Source organism: uncultured Thiodictyon sp., from assembly GCA_903837595.1.
In the GTDB taxonomy this organism is placed as follows: domain Bacteria; phylum Pseudomonadota; class Gammaproteobacteria; order Chromatiales; family Chromatiaceae; genus Thiodictyon.
This window is the reverse complement of record CAILVI010000073.1, coordinates 1-18,749: the sequence shown is the minus strand read 5'-3', so window position 1 is coordinate 18,749 and position 18,749 is coordinate 1. Positions and strand designations below refer to the sequence as shown.

Annotated in this window: 27 protein-coding genes; all 27 read left to right on the top strand. The window is 62.6% G+C overall.

Annotated elements, in window-relative coordinates; all coding sequences use genetic code 11:
- Window positions 1-104 precede the first annotated feature (104 nt).
- On the top strand, window positions 105-371 hold the full coding sequence (locus QZY44_RS04075) for a hypothetical protein (protein ID WP_295442612.1): 267 nt from the start codon (window positions 105-107) through the stop codon (window positions 369-371).
- A 363-nt stretch (window positions 372-734) separates the two neighbouring features.
- Window positions 735-959, top strand: a complete 225-nt coding sequence (locus QZY44_RS04070) for a hypothetical protein (protein WP_295442609.1) — start codon at window positions 735-737, stop codon at window positions 957-959.
- Window positions 959-1,270 carry a hypothetical protein gene (locus QZY44_RS04065; protein WP_295442606.1) on the top strand — a complete coding sequence of 104 codons (312 nt, stop codon included), beginning with the start codon at window positions 959-961 and terminating at the stop codon, window positions 1,268-1,270. The genes QZY44_RS04070 and QZY44_RS04065 overlap by 1 nt, the downstream gene beginning before the upstream one ends.
- 195 nt (window positions 1,271-1,465) lie before the next feature.
- Window positions 1,466-1,942: a hypothetical protein gene (locus QZY44_RS04060; RefSeq protein ID WP_295442603.1), complete on the top strand. Its 477-nt coding sequence runs from the start codon at window positions 1,466-1,468 to the stop codon at window positions 1,940-1,942.
- The gene (locus tag QZY44_RS04055) at window positions 1,939-3,024 is read left to right on the top strand and encodes a hypothetical protein (RefSeq protein ID WP_295442600.1); all 1,086 of its coding nucleotides are present in this window, start codon (window positions 1,939-1,941) and stop codon (window positions 3,022-3,024) included. Before QZY44_RS04060 ends, QZY44_RS04055 begins: the two co-directional genes overlap by 4 nt.
- A complete protein-coding gene (locus tag QZY44_RS04050) occupies window positions 3,011-3,217 on the top strand; it encodes a hypothetical protein (protein WP_295442597.1) in 207 nt (68 codons plus the stop codon). Before QZY44_RS04055 ends, QZY44_RS04050 begins: the two co-directional genes overlap by 14 nt.
- On the top strand, window positions 3,204-4,142 hold the full coding sequence (locus QZY44_RS04045) for a PD-(D/E)XK nuclease-like domain-containing protein (RefSeq protein WP_295442594.1): 939 nt from the start codon (window positions 3,204-3,206) through the stop codon (window positions 4,140-4,142). The genes QZY44_RS04050 and QZY44_RS04045 overlap by 14 nt, the downstream gene beginning before the upstream one ends.
- The gene (locus tag QZY44_RS04040; protein WP_295442591.1) at window positions 4,139-4,438 is read left to right on the top strand and encodes a hypothetical protein; all 300 of its coding nucleotides are present in this window, start codon (window positions 4,139-4,141) and stop codon (window positions 4,436-4,438) included. The genes QZY44_RS04045 and QZY44_RS04040 overlap by 4 nt, the downstream gene beginning before the upstream one ends.
- A 25-nt stretch (window positions 4,439-4,463) precedes the next feature.
- Entirely contained in the window at window positions 4,464-5,783 is a 1,320-nt protein-coding gene (locus tag QZY44_RS04035) for a hypothetical protein (protein ID WP_295442588.1), read from the top strand.
- The gene (locus QZY44_RS04030) at window positions 5,780-6,025 is read left to right on the top strand and encodes a hypothetical protein (RefSeq protein WP_295442585.1); all 246 of its coding nucleotides are present in this window, start codon (window positions 5,780-5,782) and stop codon (window positions 6,023-6,025) included. The genes QZY44_RS04035 and QZY44_RS04030 overlap by 4 nt, the downstream gene beginning before the upstream one ends.
- 445 nt (window positions 6,026-6,470) lie before the next feature.
- Window positions 6,471-7,046, top strand: coding sequence for a hypothetical protein (locus QZY44_RS04025; RefSeq protein WP_295442582.1), 576 nt, complete (start codon window positions 6,471-6,473; stop codon window positions 7,044-7,046).
- Window positions 7,043-7,606 (top strand): hypothetical protein, encoded by a 564-nt coding sequence (locus QZY44_RS04020; RefSeq protein ID WP_295442580.1) that lies wholly within the window; start codon window positions 7,043-7,045, stop codon window positions 7,604-7,606. Before QZY44_RS04025 ends, QZY44_RS04020 begins: the two co-directional genes overlap by 4 nt.
- Window positions 7,607-7,798: 192 nt before the next feature.
- The gene (locus QZY44_RS04015) at window positions 7,799-8,008 is read left to right on the top strand and encodes a hypothetical protein (RefSeq protein WP_295442577.1); all 210 of its coding nucleotides are present in this window, start codon (window positions 7,799-7,801) and stop codon (window positions 8,006-8,008) included.
- A gap of 429 nt (window positions 8,009-8,437) precedes the next feature.
- On the top strand, window positions 8,438-8,671 hold the full coding sequence (locus QZY44_RS04010) for a hypothetical protein (protein ID WP_295442574.1): 234 nt from the start codon (window positions 8,438-8,440) through the stop codon (window positions 8,669-8,671).
- Window positions 8,672-8,732: 61 nt separating this feature from the next.
- Complete coding sequence (locus QZY44_RS04005; protein ID WP_295442571.1) at window positions 8,733-9,014, top strand: DUF3077 domain-containing protein; 282 nt, start codon at window positions 8,733-8,735, stop codon at window positions 9,012-9,014.
- 904 nt (window positions 9,015-9,918) lie between these two features.
- The gene (locus QZY44_RS35615; protein WP_365303237.1) at window positions 9,919-10,203 is read left to right on the top strand and encodes a DNA-directed RNA polymerase subunit alpha C-terminal domain-containing protein; all 285 of its coding nucleotides are present in this window, start codon (window positions 9,919-9,921) and stop codon (window positions 10,201-10,203) included.
- Window positions 10,204-10,311: 108 nt separating this feature from the next.
- Window positions 10,312-10,632: a hypothetical protein gene (locus tag QZY44_RS04000; RefSeq protein ID WP_295442568.1), complete on the top strand. Its 321-nt coding sequence runs from the start codon at window positions 10,312-10,314 to the stop codon at window positions 10,630-10,632.
- Between the two features lie 223 nt (window positions 10,633-10,855).
- On the top strand, window positions 10,856-11,302 hold the full coding sequence (locus tag QZY44_RS03995) for a hypothetical protein (RefSeq protein ID WP_295442565.1): 447 nt from the start codon (window positions 10,856-10,858) through the stop codon (window positions 11,300-11,302).
- 500 nt (window positions 11,303-11,802) lie between these two features.
- On the top strand, window positions 11,803-12,006 hold the full coding sequence (locus QZY44_RS03990) for a hypothetical protein (protein ID WP_295442562.1): 204 nt from the start codon (window positions 11,803-11,805) through the stop codon (window positions 12,004-12,006).
- A gap of 580 nt (window positions 12,007-12,586) precedes the next feature.
- Window positions 12,587-13,774: a hypothetical protein gene (locus tag QZY44_RS03985; protein ID WP_295442559.1), complete on the top strand. Its 1,188-nt coding sequence runs from the start codon at window positions 12,587-12,589 to the stop codon at window positions 13,772-13,774.
- A complete protein-coding gene (locus QZY44_RS03980) occupies window positions 13,771-15,210 on the top strand; it encodes a DEAD/DEAH box helicase (RefSeq protein WP_295442557.1) in 1,440 nt (479 codons plus the stop codon). The genes QZY44_RS03985 and QZY44_RS03980 overlap by 4 nt, the downstream gene beginning before the upstream one ends.
- A 79-nt stretch (window positions 15,211-15,289) precedes the next feature.
- Window positions 15,290-15,688, top strand: a complete 399-nt coding sequence (locus QZY44_RS03975) for a hypothetical protein (RefSeq protein ID WP_295442554.1) — start codon at window positions 15,290-15,292, stop codon at window positions 15,686-15,688.
- Between the two features lies 1 nt (window position 15,689).
- Window positions 15,690-15,923, top strand: coding sequence for a hypothetical protein (locus QZY44_RS03970; protein ID WP_295442552.1), 234 nt, complete (start codon window positions 15,690-15,692; stop codon window positions 15,921-15,923).
- Window positions 15,924-15,929: 6 nt separating this feature from the next.
- On the top strand, window positions 15,930-17,147 hold the full coding sequence (locus QZY44_RS03965) for a DUF3440 domain-containing protein (RefSeq protein WP_295442549.1): 1,218 nt from the start codon (window positions 15,930-15,932) through the stop codon (window positions 17,145-17,147).
- Window positions 17,144-17,581: a hypothetical protein gene (locus QZY44_RS03960; RefSeq protein ID WP_295442547.1), complete on the top strand. Its 438-nt coding sequence runs from the start codon at window positions 17,144-17,146 to the stop codon at window positions 17,579-17,581. Before QZY44_RS03965 ends, QZY44_RS03960 begins: the two co-directional genes overlap by 4 nt.
- On the top strand, window positions 17,574-18,209 hold the full coding sequence (locus QZY44_RS03955; RefSeq protein WP_295442544.1) for a ParB/RepB/Spo0J family partition protein: 636 nt from the start codon (window positions 17,574-17,576) through the stop codon (window positions 18,207-18,209). Before QZY44_RS03960 ends, QZY44_RS03955 begins: the two co-directional genes overlap by 8 nt.
- Complete coding sequence (locus QZY44_RS03950; RefSeq protein ID WP_295442541.1) at window positions 18,203-18,625, top strand: hypothetical protein; 423 nt, start codon at window positions 18,203-18,205, stop codon at window positions 18,623-18,625. Before QZY44_RS03955 ends, QZY44_RS03950 begins: the two co-directional genes overlap by 7 nt.
- Window positions 18,626-18,749 lie beyond the last annotated feature (124 nt).

Below are 18,749 nucleotides of genomic sequence, written 5' to 3'. Positions count from 1 at the left end.
TGCGAAAGCGCGTGGAGAGGCAAGCTCTGGCGTTACCGCTTTGGCGGCAGCGTGAAACTGGCCTCGAAGAATCGCGAACCCGAAAGGATTGATCGACGCGAGGTATGGACCGAGCTAGATCAATCACGGACGGACTCCAAACGAACGTGGCGCGCAACGTCGCCGCCCTGATGGCCCGGGGCGAGCTGGATCAGATGCAGCTCGCCGCCCTCTCGCTGGTCGCGCAGAAGGCCATCTCCAACGTCGTGAACGGCCGCAACGGGTGTCGGATCGACATCCTGGCGGCGATCGCCTACGCCTTGGGCGTCGCGCCCAGTCTGCTCTTGATGCCCCCGGAGATGCTCCCGACCGGCATCCGCAACCTGGACTGACGGCCCAACCTGCCCGTGGGCGCCCGTCTGGGCGCCCTTTGCCTGTTCACACAAAAACCGGATGGGCATTATTTTGTCCGGTCTTAGTAAATTTCTACTTGACACTGGCGGCCGTTCAGTAAAAGATTGCTGTCACACGTGTGACACCCGGGACAGACCGGGCGAGGACGGGCCTCGATAGGCACCCGCGCCGGTGGGATTCCGGCACCCTTCAATCGCTACCAATCAACGAGACCGCCATGAACGATCTGTATCTGACCATCGACGACGAAGACGCCAGCGACGACGACGCCGACGGCGAAGAAGAATAGCCCTACCGAGTATCGTCAGGCCACGGATGGCCGCCTGATTCGGAAACCAGCCATGCCCGAGACCGCCTCCTACTTTATCCCGAAGCGCCCATTAGACGCCGAGGACCGCAAGGCCCTTGCCCAAGAGGCGATTCGCGAACAGGTCGGCGATTGGACCGTTTTGATGTTACAGGAATATTTGCGTCATATTGGAATGCACCAAGCACAGTTGGCGCTCGCCGTTACCTGTGATGATGTCAGCGCCTATTTGTTAGAGAAGTCCAGCCGGGAGGCTTGATGATGGCCGCCAACGCCTTTCGCCAGCTTCCTCCGGTACGCCCGATCTCGCGTGCCCAGCACCGGTTCCTGGAGGCGCAGATCCATGCCCATGGGTTGGACCGGGAACGGATCAAGGACTGGGTCCGCAAGTCCTGGGGTGCTGAGCATCTGACCGAGTTGCCAGATGGCCTGCTGTCTGAGTTGGTGCGCCGGCTACCAGTGTGGGCGGCGAAGCAGGAGCAGGAACAGGCCATTGTCAACGTCGCGCCAGTTGCTCCGGTGAGCGGCTGGCAGGAGCGGCTGACGGATGGGAAGTGGGCGCCTTTTTGAATCACGAATCCTGACTATCAATAATGACTGAGCATAAACGCTAGATCAATCACGGACGGACTCCAAACGGAGCGGCTCAACAATGGGGCTTGGGTTCCGTTTTAATCAAAATGGAATGAGAAAATGAACGAAGAAATTGCAGAAATCATGGCGCTAACCGACCTAGCCACCAACCTATCCGATGGGATGCGCCGCTTGAGCGCGCGCAACATCACCCATCCGCTGGCTGCCTTCGATGAACCGATCCCGGACAATCTGGCGGCCGTCGATGGATTTGTTGACCGCTTCATGACCTGGCAGATTGGGCGCCTGAAGAAACCCGAAGCGTTGGACTTGTGGGGCGACCGCGACAGTTATGCCGATGTGACCAAGTATATCCGACGCAAGGTCTGGGCGCTGAAGATTGAAGCCGGGTCCGTGATCAACCCAGTCGCCAAGATGATCGCCGCGACCGTCTATCTGCATCGCAAATACCGCGCCGACGTGCATGAGGCGCTGAACCACGCCGCGAAGCACAACACCGAGATCAGCAAACTGGGCCAGGAGCTGCGTGACCAGCTCGATGATGTCGTCCGGTCCCGCCTGGAGGAAACCACTCAGATGCTCGCCGGGGCCGCGCTGGCGACCGTGCCGCAACTACAACAGGTGTTGATGCTGGAGAAGCAGGCATGAGCAAGGACATGACCCCGAAGCCATCTTTTGACTATGGGCTGGTTTCCCAGGAGCAGGCGATGAACCTGAAGACGATCAGCATCCGCCTTGGTGTTCGCGTCCAGCGCACAGCAGAGGAAATGTTGGCGATGGGCGCCGACCTGCGGGAAGCAAAGAAGGTCTGCAAGGAAGACGGGACGCTGTTCACCGCTTGGTGCGAGTCGAGCGAGTGCCCGGTTGGGTATCAGACCGCAACGCGGCTGATGTCGGTACATGATGCGCTCGGAGATAAAAATGTAAGCACTTACATTTCTCAAGTCGGGTATGCGGTTATCTCTGAAGTGACGCGGACCCGCGACGAAGACATGCGCGCTGCCCTACTGGAGCATATCGAGAAGGAAGCCGACAACGGAAAAGCGGTTACTCAGAAGGAAATCACGGCCCTCAAGCGCGGCCTCAAGGAAGCCCAAGCCAAGATAGCAGACCTGCAAGATGCCGAGTTTGATGCCAGGACTGAACTTTCTCGACTCGCATCCGACCTGGAGACCGCTAAGCGTCGGGAGAAAGAAGCAACCGAGAAAAAAGATCAATATGCAAAGGACCTGATTGAGGAAGAGAAGAAGCGCAAGGAACTGGTCGCCGACCTAAAGGCAAAGCTCAAGAATAAGCAGGACGAACTGCGCGATGCCAACGATGTCCACCGGGAGCACCTGGAGGAGATGCGCGCCAAAATCGAGGAGCAAGCGCGCAACCGGCCGCGCACGGATGCCGAAGTGCAAGCGGCACAAGCTAAGCTCGACGAACTGCGCCTTGCCGAAGCGATATCCAAGGCGGCTGTAGCGCAAGCAGAGCACGAACAAGAGAGGCTGCGCGAGGAATTATTGAGGCTTAATCGGGATGTGGCGTTGAGCGACCGGGTATTGTCCGACTTCGGAAAAGCCGCCTTGCAGTTCCGCGACGTGGCGATGTTGATGAACGGTGCCGCTGAGGCTCTTCGGAGCATTCCCATGACGGACGCGCTTTACGAACAGGTGCAGATCATCAAGAGCCTGGCGGCTGCTGTCGTGACCAGTATGGAGAATGCTACCAATGTCAATCAGTAACCATGCGCCATATCAGAGGGTCATTTATGACGATGCCACTGCGATTGATCGCCAATGGTTACGCATGATGGAAGACGCGCTATCAAATGTATCGTTAGACCAGATGTTAAATGCTGGTATCGAAAATACGTCTGCTCGCGAAATTCTTGGTTTGATTGCAATCAATATGCGAGATAAAAGTGATAACGCATAGCATTACACCAAGCGAACAACGCCCCGACCCCTTCGCCCCCCCCGCCCGCATCGAGGCCCTGGCCGAAGCCACCTACCGCGCCCTCCCGGCGGCCAATTACTCAAGCCTCAAGGTCCTGCTGGATCGCTCCCCGGCCCACGTCAAGGGCCTGGTGCGCAAGGAGACGGCCGCCTTATCGATCGGCCACCTGGCCCACACCATGATCCTGGAGGGCCACGCGGTGGCCGAGCGCTTCAATGTCCAGCCCAAGATCGAGCGCCCGACGACCAACCAGGGCAAGGCCCAACTGGTCGCCTGGCTCGCCGAGGTGACGGCCACCGCGCCGCCCGCCAGCGATGAGAAGGCCGAGGGCAAGCGCCTGGACGCCCAGCTCGCCGCCTTGCGGCTGGTCCTGGAAGAGCGCGGTATCACCGTGGTCTCCCAGGCCGACTTCACCGCCGCCCAGACCATGCGCGACAAGCTCATGGGGCACCGCAAGATCGGCCCTCTGATCGAAGGCGCCACCCGGGAAGTCACCTTCATCGCGGAGCACCGCCGCAGCGGCGTGCTGGTGAAGGCCCGGCTCGACCTGGTCAACGAGACCGCGGGCACGCCCATCGTCCTGGATCTGAAGACCACCCAGAACGCGAGCTGGGGCGAGTTCACCCGCTCCATCGGCAAGTACCAGTACCACCTTCAGGCCGCCCTCTACCGCTGGGCCTACGCCGAGGTGATGGGCCGCTGGCCCGCCTGGTGCTGGGTCTGTGTCGAGAGCGAGCCGCCCTATGAATGCGCCTGGTACGAGCCCGAGCGCAAGGTGATCGAGGCCGGCGAGGCGCGCATGGAGGCCGCCTTGAACCTCTGGGCCGATTGCGAACAGGCCGGCCGCTGGCCCGGCTATGCCGAAGACCTCCAATCCATCTCACTGCCGAGCTACTCCCTATGACCTTCGAAGCCATGCCCACGGGCCTTGATGAAGAGACACAGTCCGCGGCCGATGCGCTGGCCGCGCTGCACCATCGCCAGTCCGAGCGGACCGATTTGGAGCCCTTCGTGCGCGCCATGCACTGCCGTGCCGCCTATGTGGTGCGCTTCCAGGACCGGCAATTCTTCCCGCGTTACCCGAGCGCCTATCACATCCGTAGCGGACCAGACTGGCAGACGCTCACCGGCCTGCGCCACCGGCTGGCCGACCTTCTGATGCGTCTGAGCGTCGCCATCCGCCCATCGACCAACTTTTGACTTTCACCGACCCGGAGACATTCCCATGACCGAACCCGCCGCCGCCTACAACCCCCTCACCCCCGCCGCGCCGCCCGGGACCTTGATGCCGATCGCCGCCTACAGCGGCCCCTTCAGCTCGCCGGCGAGCTTCGGCGAGTCCATGAAGATGGCCCGCGCGCTCTGCTCCTCCGACCTGGTGCCCAAGGCCTACCGCGGTGATGCGGGCTTGGGCTCCGCACTCATCGCCCTGGACATGGCCGCCCGGATCGGGGTCAACCCGCTCATGGTCATGCAGAACCTCTACATCGTTGAAGGCCGCCCGAGCTGGTCGGCGCAGTTTCTGATCGGGACCATCAATGCCTGTGGTCGCTTCTCGGCCCTGCGTTATGACCTGTCCGAGCCGGGTCCGGTCCAGACCATCAACGCCATCGTCGGCTACCACTGGGACAACAGCAAGGGAGACCGCGGGCGCAAGATCGCCGACCGCGCCGCCGTGTCGTACCGTCCGCAGACCTGTCGCGCCTGGACGCACGATCTGCGCACCGGTGAAAAGCTCATCGGACCTGAAGTCAGCACCGACATGGCCGTATCGGAAGGCTGGCTCGGCAAGTCCGGGTCCAAGTGGCAGACGATGCCGGAGCTGATGCTGCGCTACCGGGCGGCGAGCTTCTGGGTGCGCACCTACGCGCCCGAAATCTCCATGGGCATGGTGACCGCGGAAGAATCGCAAGAGATTGCGGCCGGCCCCCTGGAAGTCGAGGTCACCAGCAACACCGGTCCCGGGTCTTCCGCGAGCAACTTCGTCCCGATGTCCGCCGCCTTGTCTGGACCTACCGATCAGAAGGCGCCCGTTCCTGAACAGGCCGCCGCCCAAGAGATCATTGGCGAGTGGCCCAAGCTGTCCCCGGCGCTGGGTGTGCTGGTGGACGTGCAGGGCTGCCCCTGGATCGAGGAGGTTCATTCCACGGGTCAGATCTGCAATGACGACGGCTTCTGGCGCCGCAAGCGCGGTGTCATGCCGGCCACTGCCCGGGAGGCTGAAGCGGCGCTGCTGGCCAAGCTCCAGGGAGAATCACCGGCACCCACCACCCAGCCTGCCCAGCCTGCCCAGGCTGCCCAGGCTGAACCGGACAAGGCGGAGCAGACGACCGAAGCCTTCACGCTGGCGCAGCAAACCGAAGCCGATGCCCGTTTCGCGACCTACCAGCGTGTTCTACTCAACGCGCAAGACTTCGCCGCGGCGAAAAGTCTGATGAGGGACATCGCCGATGATGGAGACCTGAGCGAGCAGCAACGTGACGCCTTGATGAACCTGTGCGCCGACATCATGGCCGATCTGGAAAATGCAGAGTCACACCAATGACCGATTATCTTGCGATCACCGCCGAGCAGCGGCGTCTGCGTGCAATGACCTTGACCGATGTCTTGATCGACCTGCCGGCACCCTTTCGGGGTGCGGTGGCGGAGATCATCACCCAGGCGTGTCGCGCCAAAATCTCCAAGGACCCGTCACCCAGCATTGGCGATTTCCTGCCGCCGTTGCCGGAGCAGGTTGAAATACGCCAGCGTCTGGATGAAGACAGCCGGGCCTGCCTCGGACGCTGAGATCAAGCCTGACAGGGGATCGCGCGGCGGGGCTAGGCCAGGCTGGGCGCGGCAGGGCGGGGCGGGGCTCGGCGGGGCATGGCGAGGCAGGGCATGGCGGGGCAAGGCAAGGGCTGGAGTTTCCAGCGATCAGGGCTCGCGCCTTGATCGGTGGGTTTCCACCAGCGACGTGGCACGGCTGGGCGCGGCGCGGCACGGCACGGCTGGGCTTGGCACGGCTGGGCTTGGCACGGCTGGGCTTGGCATGGCATGGCGGGGCAGGGCAAGGGCTGGAGTTTCCAGCGATCAGGGCTCGCGCCTTGATCGGTGGGTTTCCACCAGCGACGTGGCAGGGCGGGGCTTGGCATGGCATGGCGGGGCTGGGCATGGCTGGGCTCGGCTGGGCTCGGCCGGGCAAGGCAAGGGCGCCATGAGGCGCAATCACACAACTGAGGACCGAACAAAAATGCAATCACTCACACTCAAACTGATCGGCGAATCGTCGTTACTGTTGCACTCTGACCGCGGGGCCAATCCGATTGCGCCGGCGACAGTCGCTCATAAAGTGTTGACCAGCAAAAGGAAGAAAACAGAAGAGGATCACGTTGCGATTGCGCGCTCGGAATTTTTGCTGGGTTTTTACAATGGCGATGGCGTCGTGATGCCTTCGACCAACGTCAAGAGCGCCATCGTGGAAGGCGCGAAGCTGAACAAACTGGGTAGCGCGTTCAACCGCTGTTTGTTGATCCTGGCAGATGCGGTGCCGATCACGCATAGCGGGCCGGCGACTCCCGCTGCCATGTGGGAAGTCCCTTCCTGTGTGGATTGTCGCTCCGTGAAGGTCGGCACTGCGCGTCTGATGCGCTATCGGCCACGGCTGAACGACTGGCAACTTTCGGTGGATATCTTTTTTGACGAAACCGTCGTTGAAAGGAATCAGATTCTTGCGGCAGCGCAGAATGCCGGGAAGTACATCGGGCTCGGCGACTACCGGCCGGCGCGCGGCGGTAGTTTCGGCCGGTTCGCGGTGCAGGAGGCATGATGGGTAATCCAGATACTGCGGTAGACAGCGCGGCGCCGGTCGCGGCGTTGAGCGTTGATCCCATCTGGCGGCAAGCCGCTATCGACGCCTGTGTGGCCTTTCGCTATGGCGAGACGATTCCGCACGCATGGTTATTTGAACATCTGCAAATCGTTGAACCTGTTGGCGTGGTGGATGCGGAACACTGGCGGGCGCACGCCTGGGACGTGCTGCGGAAGGTTGAGCGGTTCCGCGACTGCATGATGGAGGAACACAAGCGCTATCTGGTCAATCTCCGGGGCGAGGGGTATGTGGTTGTGGAACCGGGGCATCAGACGGGTATCGCGATGGGACGATTGCATCGCAAGCTCAGGAAGCAAGTGAGTGATGCAATGGCGGCCCTTATTCACATCGACGATACGGTCCTGTCGCTGGATGAAGCGCGCGAAAACGCTGAGGCCAAGGGCAAAATGGGCTGGTTCAGAACTGTGGCGCTCAAGCAGTTGGATGCGCCGCAGGCTGGACAGCCGTGCCTGCCTCGGACGCTGAGATTAAGCCAACCAGGGGATCGCGCGGCCTGAGCGCAGTAAAAAAATACTGAATCAGGCGGTAAGCCGTGAGTGCCTCGGTGCTATTCCCGATAACCACGGAGCGCGAAGGACCTGAGACAAACTCTAACTCCTCCAAGAGAGCCGCGCGCAGCGGGGCGGCCGTCCTCATAAACGGCCGCCCCATTTTCAACCAACACGACACGACACCAAACTGAGACAACAATGCTCGTCCGACACAACAAGACCGGGGAAATCTACCATTGGCTCGCCGCCGCGATTGACTGCACCAACAGCCGCGACGGCACAGCGGTTGTTGTCTTTTGTCCAGACGATGACAAACACACGATCTACGTCATGGAACAGAATGAGTTCAACGAAAAGTTTGAGGCTATCAGCAATGCAGACCAATTAACCGAGAAAGAGCATGTTTAACACCCGCATGGTCGAACCCTATCGCATCCGCACGGGCACGATGGCCTCGGACGAATCCTACGGGTGCAATGGACAGTTTATGCTGCCGGTCCGCCGCTCAGGATCACAACTAAAACTAGCCGCACCATTTAGACCTCGCGCATCTATTCGCATTGGGGTCCAGATCAGCGACGGGCTCGGCTGAGAGCACCTCTCAGCATCAACCCCTACGCGCTGTCCCACATGGGAAGAAATGGCCTTTCTCGCTAGTCTGTTCTGGGACCCTGAAGACGTGCTGGTGCAATATCGCCCCGCCGCGGCGGATTACATCAACAATCATCCGCACTGCCTGCATTGGTGGAGGCCTACCCATGTCTCTCTGCCGCAACCGAAGAGCATTCTGGTCGGAGTCAATTCGTTGAATGTTTTGTATTTGTCAAAGGTGCTCCCATGAACGCCATCTCCCCCTCGCTTGCCTACTGCCTCATCGATGCGGTCAATCACCCCGAACTGGTTGCACAGTTTGACCGTCTGGCCGGCTGCAACTTGAGCCGACGCGGGACGGACCTTGACCTGATGATCGACGACGCCACGGGCCGTTCTGACGCGGATGTTGATCGGTTCATCGCCTTTGTAGAGGAGTTCATCTATCGGCCCCTGGTCGCCCAGGGGATGCCGGAATGACCAACGACATCATGCCCCATCGGTCACGATCGTCGTTGCCGAAGAACACGGAGAATCCCACATGACAAATAGCAATCATCGCGTAATGCCCGTCACCGTCCCCACCCCACTGTTCGGTGCCGGTCCCGACGCCACCCCGCTGCTCAGTGTGCTGGGCGCCGTGCCCTGCCTGGAGGCCCTCGAACAAGCCTCGCTCTTGCTCGCCTCCGCCGAGCGCATCGCCTATCTGGCGGCCGAGAACGCTCAGAGTGAAGAGCTATTCGGAGCCGCCTATCTGGTTGAAATGTCGCGCGCCGTCGTCAACGCCGCCCTGGCTGGGCTGCGTCGCGAGACCCACGACTAAGCGCCAGCGCTCAGGCCAGGGATGGCCGCCTCCCCCATTTGATGAGAGCCATCATGGCAACGAGACTCCATGTCACTGGTAGAATATTACGTGAAAGGTACCGGCGCAGCCAGGTGTCACCATGATCCCCGGCTACCTGCGCCTCGATGCCGCTGCCGCCCTGGCGCAGATGCCCGAGGACGATTTCATGCGCCAGGCCCCCGCCCTCGGCCTGATCCCGATTGCCTGGGGGTCTGCGATTTTCTACCGGCTGGCGGACATCGAAGCGAGTATCGACGCAAAATGGCGGGTATCTACAAGCGGGGCAAGTCCTGGTATCTGTCGTGGGTCCAGGACGGCAAGCAGCACCAGCGCAGTCTTGGCCCGGTTACCGAAGCCCAGGCCGAGACGGAAAGGCGCGCCTGCGAAGGGCGCACCTAAATGATATTTATCAAAATCTTAGGAGGCGTCTACCATATTGAAATATTGCAGTCTGCTAGGACTGCATGTCGCGGAAATTTTCATGGCCCCGCCCGCCATGGGGCCGAAGCACCCAACAACGCCCGTGGCGGGGCTGGCGGTTTAAGAGGAAGGTGGGTTATGGCCGAACACTGCAACTGGAATCAGGATGGCGACGAGACCAGTGGCGCATGGGAAACCGCTTGCGGATCAATGTTCCGTCTTGATGATGGAGACCCGTTCGAGAACCAGATGCATTTCTGCTGCTACTGCGGGAAACCGCTAAGCATCCAGAGGTTTGAACGAGACGAAACGGGGGAGCTAGATCGGGAAGAGCCTAGATTTTTTCCAGCATCTGCGGCTTAACGAACAGAGCCAAGGCGGCGCCCGCCAAGCGCCGAGACCTATCAACCAACTCAGAGCCCGATGGCGGGGCTCGCTTTTAAGTCCAGTGTTAGGTTTTTCCATGCTGATTACGTTTGATACTGATAACGCCAGTGACTGCGCAAAAGTTGCAGAACTGCTAGGCATTAACGATAGGGCGCTACGAGAGCCTATGACATGGGATACATTGCCAGGAATAACGAGACATATACTTAGGGAGGAGGGAATTAGCACGATTGCCGAACTCGCCGAAAGATCGCCAGTTGATTTACTCAAGCTGCCGAATTTTGGCAACAAGAGCTTAAAGGCTGTAGAGCAATTGTTAGATGAACACGGGCTTACGCTTTGGACGAAGCGGAAAACCTAACGAACAGGGCTAAAGCGGCGCGGCCCAACGCCGACCTATCAACCCAATAAGAACGCCCGTGGCGGGCGCTCGCTTTTGAGCCCGGTGTTAGGGCTTTTGGGAGACAACATGAAGATGATCACGCTTGACGGCGGAACCGAATTTCCCCGGCGGAACTGCCAATCGTTCCGCTCTCCGGCTGAGCTAGCCATTGGAGCGGCAAGGATCGCCGTGGAACAGGCTGGGGCGGGCCTCGCTTTTGAACCGCTTGTTAGGCACGCCGCGCCCGTTCCCCTATTCCGTCAAGAGCGCCCGGGGCGGATCGAGCGGATTGCGCGCGATCTGGGGTCCTGCGCAGAAGGCTGGGAAGCCGACGCGCGGTTGCTCGGGAACGTGACGGCAGAGGAAATCCGCGATCTGTGCGAATGGGTGCGATCAACAGCGGCCTAACGCCATGCCTAGCCCGGCCGCGCAGCTGATGAGCCCGCAGAATGAGCACGGCGTTTTGTGCGCGGCTCGGGCTGAGGCACTTGTTAGCGCTCTTTTCGTCCAGCGCGGCGGCTGCTATTGGGATCTGAAAGAGGTTGACCCATGGGACGAAGAGCGAGATGCGCGGCTGTACGCCGGCCCGTTGCCGGTGGTAGCTCACCCGCCTTGTCAACGATGGGGGCAAATGGCCATCGTGAACTACGCACGATGGGGCGGCGAGCACAACCGCCTCGGAGCAGACGGAGGGACGTTTGCTGCCGCTCTCGCAGCTGTGCGGCGCTGGGGCGGAGTTCTGGAGCATCCGGCGAAGAGCATGGCGTTTGCTGCGCATGAACTGGCAACGCCAGGCAGGCCTTGGTGGCAAGCCACGCTCGACGGCGGATGGGTATGCGAGGTCTGGCAAAGCGCGTATGGGCATCGAGCGGCGAAAGCGACTTGGCTCTACTACTGCGGTGACGCGCCGCCTTTCCCGCTGCGGTGGGAGAAACCGGCGGGGACGCACCAGATTGGATTTCATGACCAGCGGGGGAAAGCAGCCAACAAGCCGACACTCAACAAGCGCGAGGCGAATGCAACGCCAATCGCGTTCCGAGACGACCTGATTCGGCTTGCGCTGAATTCTTCTCGCTAACGAACAGGGCTAAAGCGGCCCCGCCAACCGCTGCCATATCAACCCACACAGAGCCCGATGGCGGGGCTCGCTTTTAAGTCCGGTGTTAGGGGCTATGAGCCAAGACCTTATTTCGAGAGTTCTTGACGCTGCGAAGGCCGAAGAATTGGAAGTCGGGCGCCCATGGTGCGCAGTATCGCTGTATCTCCGGCTATTCCCTGGGACCGGGTATCACACAGTCGAATCAGGAGTGTCCGGAGCCGTTCAAGCGCTGGCCCGACGGGGGCTAATAATCCGCGAATCGCGGGGGCGCTTTCATTGCGCCTAACGAACAGGGCCAAGGCGGCGGGCGCCTGCGATGACCCTGCAAACCAGCAAAACGCCCGTGGCGGGCGCTCGCTCTTACGCCCAGTGTTAGGTTGCCTTTTTTCTTTTCTTCGGGGGCTTGACGTTACTGGTAACTCTGCTATCATTACCAGTAACAGAGAGCAACGCCCCACGGGGCCAACCGGAGAGACGAGATGAGAGAGCCAGTAAAACACAGCAAAACGACGTTTTCGATGCGCGCAGGAACCCGCGAGGACGGCGCATGGCAGGGGACATGGGTGATCGTGAATGAGCGCACCAGCCGACTACATCTGATCCTGGACACCGAGGCCGAAGCAGATGCGGCAATGGACGGAATAGCAGCAGACGCGGCGGCATACCTGGAGGCTGCCCGTTGATGCCAAAACCGAAGGTAACAAGCCCCAAGGACGGGGCAAGGCGACAGGCCGCGTGGAAGGCCAGGCAGCACGCGGCGGGCCGCGTACAGAAAATGTACTGGGCTACCGAGGCGGAACACCAGTCCCTCGCGGACCTGTTGGCGAAGCTGAGGGCCAAGGCAACCTAACAGACAGGGCTAAAGCGGCGCGGCCCAACGCCGACCTATCAACACACGCGAGCGCCGTGGGCCGCGCTCGCTCTTGGGCGCAGTGCTAGGGCTGCTATCATGAATTTGAATGCGAAGACAAACGAATACCAAAAAGTATTTCCGAGATTCGATGACACACCGAAAGCCGTGATTGCGGCTATAGCCTATTCGTTCGCTATGCATCTATCCTGCGACGACGCAGAGAAGGCGCAAGCAATGATAGCCGCGGAGTGGGGTACGCTGCACACCGCTGGGATAGTTCCTCAGCGCCCGAAGGCCTGACGACCTTCCATGGGGCGCGGGGCGCATTTCTTGGGTTGACAGATAGGCCCGATGGGCCTATATTATCCCTGTGGGCGCCATATCGGCCGACCCCGAACCGGAGACATCCGATGGCCTGGACCTCGATCGAACATTCCTGCGGGCACACCGAGCGGCATCAACTCTACGGACCCGGGCGCACCCGCGACTGGCGCGCCCAATGCCTAGTCGCCGATCCCTGCGAAGACTGCGCCCGCGCTGCTCGCGAGGCGGAGAACGCCGCTGCCGCCGCGGCCAACGCCGAAGCGGGGTTGCCGCCCATGACCGGTACCGAGAAACAGATCGCTTGGGCGGAGACCATCCGCGCGTACAAGCTGGACCTGCTCGGGCGCGCACTGACCGGCGACCTGACCGGGATCGATCTGGCCGCCTTCTGGGGTGGCCTCGACCGGCGCGATCCGCGGGCGCCTGCAATGGTCGATGCGCTACAGGCCCAGACGTTGGCATCCTGGTGGATCGACCATCGGGATCGCAAGGTAGGCGACCTGCTGTTGGCGCTGGCGGCCGAGCTGCCCAAGGAGCCCGCGGCCCCCGCCGATGCCCCCGCCGCGGCAGTGCTGGCCGAAGCCACCCTGAGGCCCGCGACCGAGCAGACCGCAACCATTGCGGACATCTGCCTCGATGGCGACCGGATCAGTGTCGTGTTTCCCGAGAAACGCGAGGATTTTCGGAATGTCGTCAAGGCCAAGGGCTACCGCTGGGAGGCCGCCCGTCTGAGTTGGACGCGCACCATCGACGCGCGATCCGGCCCCCTGGCCGACCGCGCCGCGGAGATCGGCAACGCCCTGTTGGCCGGCGGCTTCTGCGTCCGCATCCAGGACCACGCCATCCGCGCCGCCGCCCAGTCTGCCTCCTTTGCACCCGAGCGCCAGCGCTGGGTGCTCGCCCGCACGTCTGGCACCTATGCCGGGTGGCTGGTCATCTCCTGGCCACGCGAGGAGGACCTTTACTCAGCGGCCAAAGCCCTGCCCGGTGCACGCTATGACAAGCCCGCGGTAGTGGTCCCCGCGGCCCAGTACGCGGCGATCGAGGACTTCGCCGAAGCCTACGACCTGGCGATCAGCCCGGCCGCCCAGGTGGTGCTCGACACCGCGCGCCTGACGCACGAGCAGGCGCTGTTGGCGGTGCCGGCCAAGGCGCCGCGGCCCGGGAAGGGGCCGGGGCCCATGCCGCCGGCCCCAGGGGCGATCGACCCGGGGTTGTTGGATGACGACAGCGGAAGCGAGTACGCCATGCTGCACGGGGATTCCGCGTCGTGACCCAAGCCGCTCCGGTGCCCTGGACTGCCCGCACCACCCTCCTCCCCCACCAGGCCGAGGCCGTCGCCAAGCTCCTACCCGCCCGGGTCGGCGCCCTCTTCATGGAGATGGGCACCGGCAAGACGCGCACCACGGCGGAGTTGGTGCGGCTGCGGCAAGGAAAGATCGATCATTGCGTCTGGTTCTGCCCGGTGGCCTTGAAGGAGACCATCCGCCGCGAAGTCCTGAAGCACACCAGTTGCACCGAGGACGACATCCATGTCTTCGACGACCGGACCAGCGAGGGCACGGTTCCGGCCGTGCGCTGGTACATCGTCGGCATCGAGTCCATGAGCAGCTCGGCGCGGGTCATCTTCACCGTGCGCCGGCTGATCTCCGAGCGCTCCTTGGTGGTGGTCGACGAGTCCGGCTACATCAAGGGCGCCCGCTCCCGCCGCACCGAGCGCATCACCCTCCTGGCCCGGGAGGCGCGCTACCGCCTGATCCTAACCGGGACCCCGCTGTCCCAGGGCATCGTCGACCTGTTCGCCCAGATGCGCTTCCTGTCGCCGAAGATCCTGGGTTACCGGTCATTCCACCAGTTCTGCACCAACCACATCGTCTGGTCTGAGCGCTTCCCCGGGATGATCGAGGGCGAGAAGAACCGGGCCTACCTGGCCGAGCGCATCCGTCCCTATGTCTACCAGGTCACCAAGGATGAATGCCTGGACCTGCCAGACAAGCTCTTTGCCTCCCGCTACTGCACCCTGACCGATGCCCAGGCGGTTGCCTATGCCGAGGCCAAGGAGCGGCATCTGTGCGAGGAGTATCTGTTCGAGGACGGCTGGGCCCGCTCGCTCGCCATCTTTCGGCTGTTCACCGCCCTGCAGCGCATCGTCTGCGGACACCAGCGGCGGGCGGACGGCAGCATCGCCAGCTACCCGAGCCGCCGGCTCGACCTCCTGCTGACCGTCCTGCGCGAATTGCCGGCGGGCGAGCCGGTCGTCATCTGGGCCAAGTACCGCCTGTCCGCGGCGGACATCGCCGCCGCCCTCATCGATGAGTACGGCCCGGTCATGGTTCACCAGTATCACGGCGGCCTGAGCGACGGCAGTCGTCAAGCAAACCTTGACGACTGGCGCACCCACAGCGGCTATCTGGTCGCGACCCAGGCGTGCGGCGGGCACGGCCACGACATGACGGCCGCCCGCTTCGCCGTCTACTACGCCAACGGCTTCAAGTACTCCGAGCGCCAGCAGACCGAAGACCGGATGCACCGCATCGGGCAGACCCGGGAGCCGACCTACATCGACATCTGGAGCAGTGCCGGGATCGACGCCCGCGTGGACAAGGCGCTCACTCGCAAGGGCAACGCGGTGGCGGCGTTTCGCCAGGAGGTCGAGAAGGTTCGGCGGACCAACAAGGACCGCGTGCGGCGGTTAATTTCGTCACTTTGATACTTGCAATTAGGCCCAATGGGCCTATACTCTCATCTGAGGGCGCCACCCGGCCGACCCCAGCACCCGGAGACATCCGATGGCAACCAACTTCGAATATTGGAAATCCGAGATCGCCGACATGCCGCAGCAGCATGAAGATGGGACTTGGTACGACCTCGAAACAGGGTTGCGTTATGACCCCAAGTGCAACTATCAGACGGGCCGTCCCGCGCCTGCCGGCCGCGCCAAGATCAGCAGTCATCCTGATGCTTCGATGACCTTAGCCGCTTTGCGTGCGCGCTGTGAACGTCTGGTTACGTCTCAGAAGATCGCCATCGAGCGCACGACCGACGTAGCCGCCATCGCTGCCGCCCGCGCGGTTGTCGCGGAAGGCGAGCAACTGCTCGCGCGGCGCGCTACCAAGGCTGAGTTGATCGCGCAGGCTGAAGCAAACTCGGCCGCGTCCCGTTTGATGAATGCCGCCAGGAGGACATGAGATGTCACAGATAAGAGCAAGCGACCAGGATATCTGGAAGATTCTTGGTCTACGGTCAGCGATCGGCATTCAATCCCCCGAGTGGGAGTTGACCGAAGGTGACTACTGGGAACTTTTCAACTTCGAGCCGCCGGTCGACTATGAGGGATTCCAGCATTCCTGCGACCAGATAAAGGCCAAGTGGCCAGATCGCCAACTGTTTCATCGTCTGGAAGATAGGTATGAGAATGCGTGATCGACCATGGGCAAGCACTATCTCAAGATCGACTGCTACACCGCCGCCCGCGCCCGCGTGCGGACCATCCTGGAGCAGTTCCCGCGCTTCTACGTCAGCTTCTCCGGAGGCAAGGACTCCGGCGCCCTGCTGAACCTGGTGGTGGACGTGGCCCGCGAACTGGGGCGCCTGCCGGTCACCGCCCTGATCCTGGACCTGGAGGGACAGTACCAGCACACCATCGACTACCTGTCCCGGGAGTGCGACCGGCCCGAGGTCAACGCCCTCTGGGTGTGTCTCCCCCTGCACCTGCGCAACGCCGTCTCCCAGTTCCAGCCGCACTGGCTCTGCTGGGACCCGCGGTGCCCGGAGAAGTGGATCAGGCCCCTGCCGCAGCGCCGCGATGTCATTGCGGACGAGGACTACTTCCCCTTCTTCCGCCGCGGCATGGAGTTCGAGGAGTTCGTCCCGGCCTTCGGCGACTGGTTCGCCGACGGGGTCGATACCGCTTGTTTCGTCGGCATCCGCTCGGACGAGTCGCTGAACCGCTACCGGACCATCACCAGCGGGGTCAAACAGCCCTGGCAGGGGCACCCCTGGACGACGCGGGTTACCCGGGATACCGGCCACGTCTACAACGCTTACCCCATCTACGACTGGCGCACCGAGGACGTGTGGATTGCCAACGCCCGGCAGGGGTGGGACTACAACCGCGTCTATGACCTGATGCACCTGGCCGGACTCGGCATCCACCAGATGCGTCTGTGCCAGCCCTACGGCGATGATCAGCGCAAGGGGCTATGGCTCTTCAAGATCCTCGAGCCCGAGACCTGGTCACGTGTCGTCGAGCGGGTGCAGGGGGCGAACTTCGGCAACCGCTATGTGCACCTCACCGGTTCGGTGATGGGCAACATCCGGATCGACCTGCCGGACGGGCACACCTGGCGGTCTTACGCCTATCTGATCCTGAATTCGATGCCGCCCCCGGTGGCCGCCCACTACCGCAAGAAGATCGCCGTGTTCCTGCGCTGGTGGCGCAAGCGTGGCAAGGACCTGGGCTTCCCGCGCATCCCAGACGAGGCGGAACCCAACCTGGAGGCCAAGCGTAAGGCGCCATCCTGGCGGCGCATCTGCAAGACCTTGCTCAAGAACGATTACTGGTGCAAGGGGTTGAGCTTCACCCAGACCAAGCGTGAGATGGAACGCCAGCTCGACTTGGTCACCCGCTATATGGAGGACCTATGAGCGTCATCATTCGCGATCTGGTGCACGACGCCGACCACCAAGCGGTCCTGTTCAGCCTCATCGGCGAGCTGGCCCTGTCCAGGGTTGTCCACCAGGCCCTGGGCACCTGTCCCACCAGCGAGCCCGGGCGGGTCTGGTGTGTGGCGACCGACACCGAGACTCGGGCGACCCTGGGTTTCGTCAGCCTGCACCTGCTGGCGACCGGTCACCGCGGACAGGTCAAACACCTCTATGCCAGTGACGGGCCCCCGGCCGTGGGCGTCCTGCGGCGCTTGCTCAAGGCGATTGCCGGGCAGGCCAAGACCCGCGGTCTGCGCACCCTGACCGCCATCGATCGCACTGCCGCTGCCCGGCTGTACGAATCGCACGGCTGGACCGCAGCGGCTGAACGCGGCCACTACAGCACCTACACCCTGGAGCTTCAGGATGATTGACACCCTGCTCGATCAGTTGGATGCCGCGCTTGCCGCCGCTCCCGCGGCCGACACCGCGACCCGAGTCACCCGCTACAACCGCCTGACCCGGATCGCCGCCGCTCATGTGGACCTGCCGCACCCGGTGCTCGCGGTGCAGCTCGTCCCCGTGGAGTCGGTCCGCGGCAACGACTACAACCCCAACAAGGTCGCTCCGCCCGAGATGCGCCTGCTGCACCTGTCGATCGCCAAGGATGGGTTCACCATGCCGGTCGTCGTCGCCCCCGACGGCGCTGGGCAGGCCGTGGTGGTGGATGGGTTCCACCGCACCACCATCGTCCAGACCAAGGCCGACGTACGCGCCAGCCTGGACGGCTACCTGCCGGTGGTGCAACTGGCCAAGTCGGTGGAGGACCGCATCACCTCGACCGTGCGGCATAACATGGCGCGCGGTACCCACCAAGTCGAGTTGACGGCGAAGCTGGTCACCGCCCTGAAAAAACACAACTGGAGCAATACCCGCATCGGTCTCGAACTGGGCATGGACCCGGACGAGGTCCTGCGGCTCAAGCAAATCACTGGCCTGGCCGAGGCCTTCGCCCATGAAGATTTCAGCCGCGCCTGGGAACCGGAGACCGAACCATGCTGACTATCACCAACCGCGGCCAGGCCCTGGCCGACACCAACTACTGGGACAGCGAGCACGCCCACGCTGGGCTGCTGTATCTGAGCTGGAACGCCGGGGCCGGTCGGTTGCTGGTCCCCGATGCGGCCAAAGGATACCTACGCGAGATGCGCGGCGCCAGCGATGTCATCGTCTCGCGCGGCCCTTGGACCGACCAGGGCGGACGCGACGCCCTCGAACTGCTGTGGGAGGACGGCAGCGACAGCCCCTTCGCCGTCCACTTGGTGGCCGAGCAGACCGATCGGCTGATCCCCGAATACCAACAGGGAGGGGGGTTCGTGGTCACGGCCTGGACGCGCGGCGGCCTGAAGGGCCGCTGGCCGGGGCGGTACCGGGTGGTGGGACGGATTCCAGATCTGACCCCTTGGAGCGGACATTGATCACGCAGGCTTACGTGGCACCCACACCCGACGAGGTCCGCGCGCTGCTGGCCGCCCTGGCCTTGACCGGCGGCCAGGCCGCGGCCCTGATCGGGCTGAGCGACAGCCGCCAGGTGCGCAAATA

What these genes read in the sequence shown, in the direction of transcription:
- QZY44_RS03995 (WP_295442565.1), top strand. Translation starts at nt 10,856, where the DNA reads ATGGCCATCGTGAACTACGCACGATGGGGCGGCGAGCACAACCGCCTC.
- QZY44_RS04040 (WP_295442591.1), top strand. Translation starts at nt 4,139, where the DNA reads ATGACCTTCGAAGCCATGCCCACGGGCCTTGATGAAGAGACACAGTCC.
- QZY44_RS03960 (WP_295442547.1), top strand. Translation starts at nt 17,144, where the DNA reads ATGAGCGTCATCATTCGCGATCTGGTGCACGACGCCGACCACCAAGCG.
- QZY44_RS03955 (WP_295442544.1), top strand. Translation starts at nt 17,574, where the DNA reads ATGATTGACACCCTGCTCGATCAGTTGGATGCCGCGCTTGCCGCCGCT.
- QZY44_RS35615 (WP_365303237.1), top strand. Translation starts at nt 9,919, where the DNA reads ATGCTGATTACGTTTGATACTGATAACGCCAGTGACTGCGCAAAAGTT.
- QZY44_RS04050 (WP_295442597.1), top strand. Translation starts at nt 3,011, where the DNA reads ATGTCAATCAGTAACCATGCGCCATATCAGAGGGTCATTTATGACGAT.
- QZY44_RS03950 (WP_295442541.1), top strand. Translation starts at nt 18,203, where the DNA reads ATGCTGACTATCACCAACCGCGGCCAGGCCCTGGCCGACACCAACTAC.
- QZY44_RS04030 (WP_295442585.1), top strand. Translation starts at nt 5,780, where the DNA reads ATGACCGATTATCTTGCGATCACCGCCGAGCAGCGGCGTCTGCGTGCA.
- QZY44_RS04015 (WP_295442577.1), top strand. Translation starts at nt 7,799, where the DNA reads ATGCTCGTCCGACACAACAAGACCGGGGAAATCTACCATTGGCTCGCC.
- QZY44_RS04055 (WP_295442600.1), top strand. Translation starts at nt 1,939, where the DNA reads ATGAGCAAGGACATGACCCCGAAGCCATCTTTTGACTATGGGCTGGTT.
- QZY44_RS03970 (WP_295442552.1), top strand. Translation starts at nt 15,690, where the DNA reads ATGTCACAGATAAGAGCAAGCGACCAGGATATCTGGAAGATTCTTGGT.
- QZY44_RS04070 (WP_295442609.1), top strand. Translation starts at nt 735, where the DNA reads ATGCCCGAGACCGCCTCCTACTTTATCCCGAAGCGCCCATTAGACGCC.
- QZY44_RS03965 (WP_295442549.1), top strand. Translation starts at nt 15,930, where the DNA reads ATGGGCAAGCACTATCTCAAGATCGACTGCTACACCGCCGCCCGCGCC.
- QZY44_RS03990 (WP_295442562.1), top strand. Translation starts at nt 11,803, where the DNA reads ATGAGAGAGCCAGTAAAACACAGCAAAACGACGTTTTCGATGCGCGCA.
- QZY44_RS03985 (WP_295442559.1), top strand. Translation starts at nt 12,587, where the DNA reads ATGGCCTGGACCTCGATCGAACATTCCTGCGGGCACACCGAGCGGCAT.
- QZY44_RS04005 (WP_295442571.1), top strand. Translation starts at nt 8,733, where the DNA reads ATGACAAATAGCAATCATCGCGTAATGCCCGTCACCGTCCCCACCCCA.
- QZY44_RS04020 (WP_295442580.1), top strand. Translation starts at nt 7,043, where the DNA reads ATGATGGGTAATCCAGATACTGCGGTAGACAGCGCGGCGCCGGTCGCG.
- QZY44_RS04065 (WP_295442606.1), top strand. Translation starts at nt 959, where the DNA reads ATGATGGCCGCCAACGCCTTTCGCCAGCTTCCTCCGGTACGCCCGATC.
- QZY44_RS04025 (WP_295442582.1), top strand. Translation starts at nt 6,471, where the DNA reads ATGCAATCACTCACACTCAAACTGATCGGCGAATCGTCGTTACTGTTG.
- QZY44_RS04010 (WP_295442574.1), top strand. Translation starts at nt 8,438, where the DNA reads ATGAACGCCATCTCCCCCTCGCTTGCCTACTGCCTCATCGATGCGGTC.
- QZY44_RS04000 (WP_295442568.1), top strand. Translation starts at nt 10,312, where the DNA reads ATGAAGATGATCACGCTTGACGGCGGAACCGAATTTCCCCGGCGGAAC.
- QZY44_RS04035 (WP_295442588.1), top strand. Translation starts at nt 4,464, where the DNA reads ATGACCGAACCCGCCGCCGCCTACAACCCCCTCACCCCCGCCGCGCCG.
- QZY44_RS04075 (WP_295442612.1), top strand. Translation starts at nt 105, where the DNA reads ATGGACCGAGCTAGATCAATCACGGACGGACTCCAAACGAACGTGGCG.
- QZY44_RS03975 (WP_295442554.1), top strand. Translation starts at nt 15,290, where the DNA reads ATGGCAACCAACTTCGAATATTGGAAATCCGAGATCGCCGACATGCCG.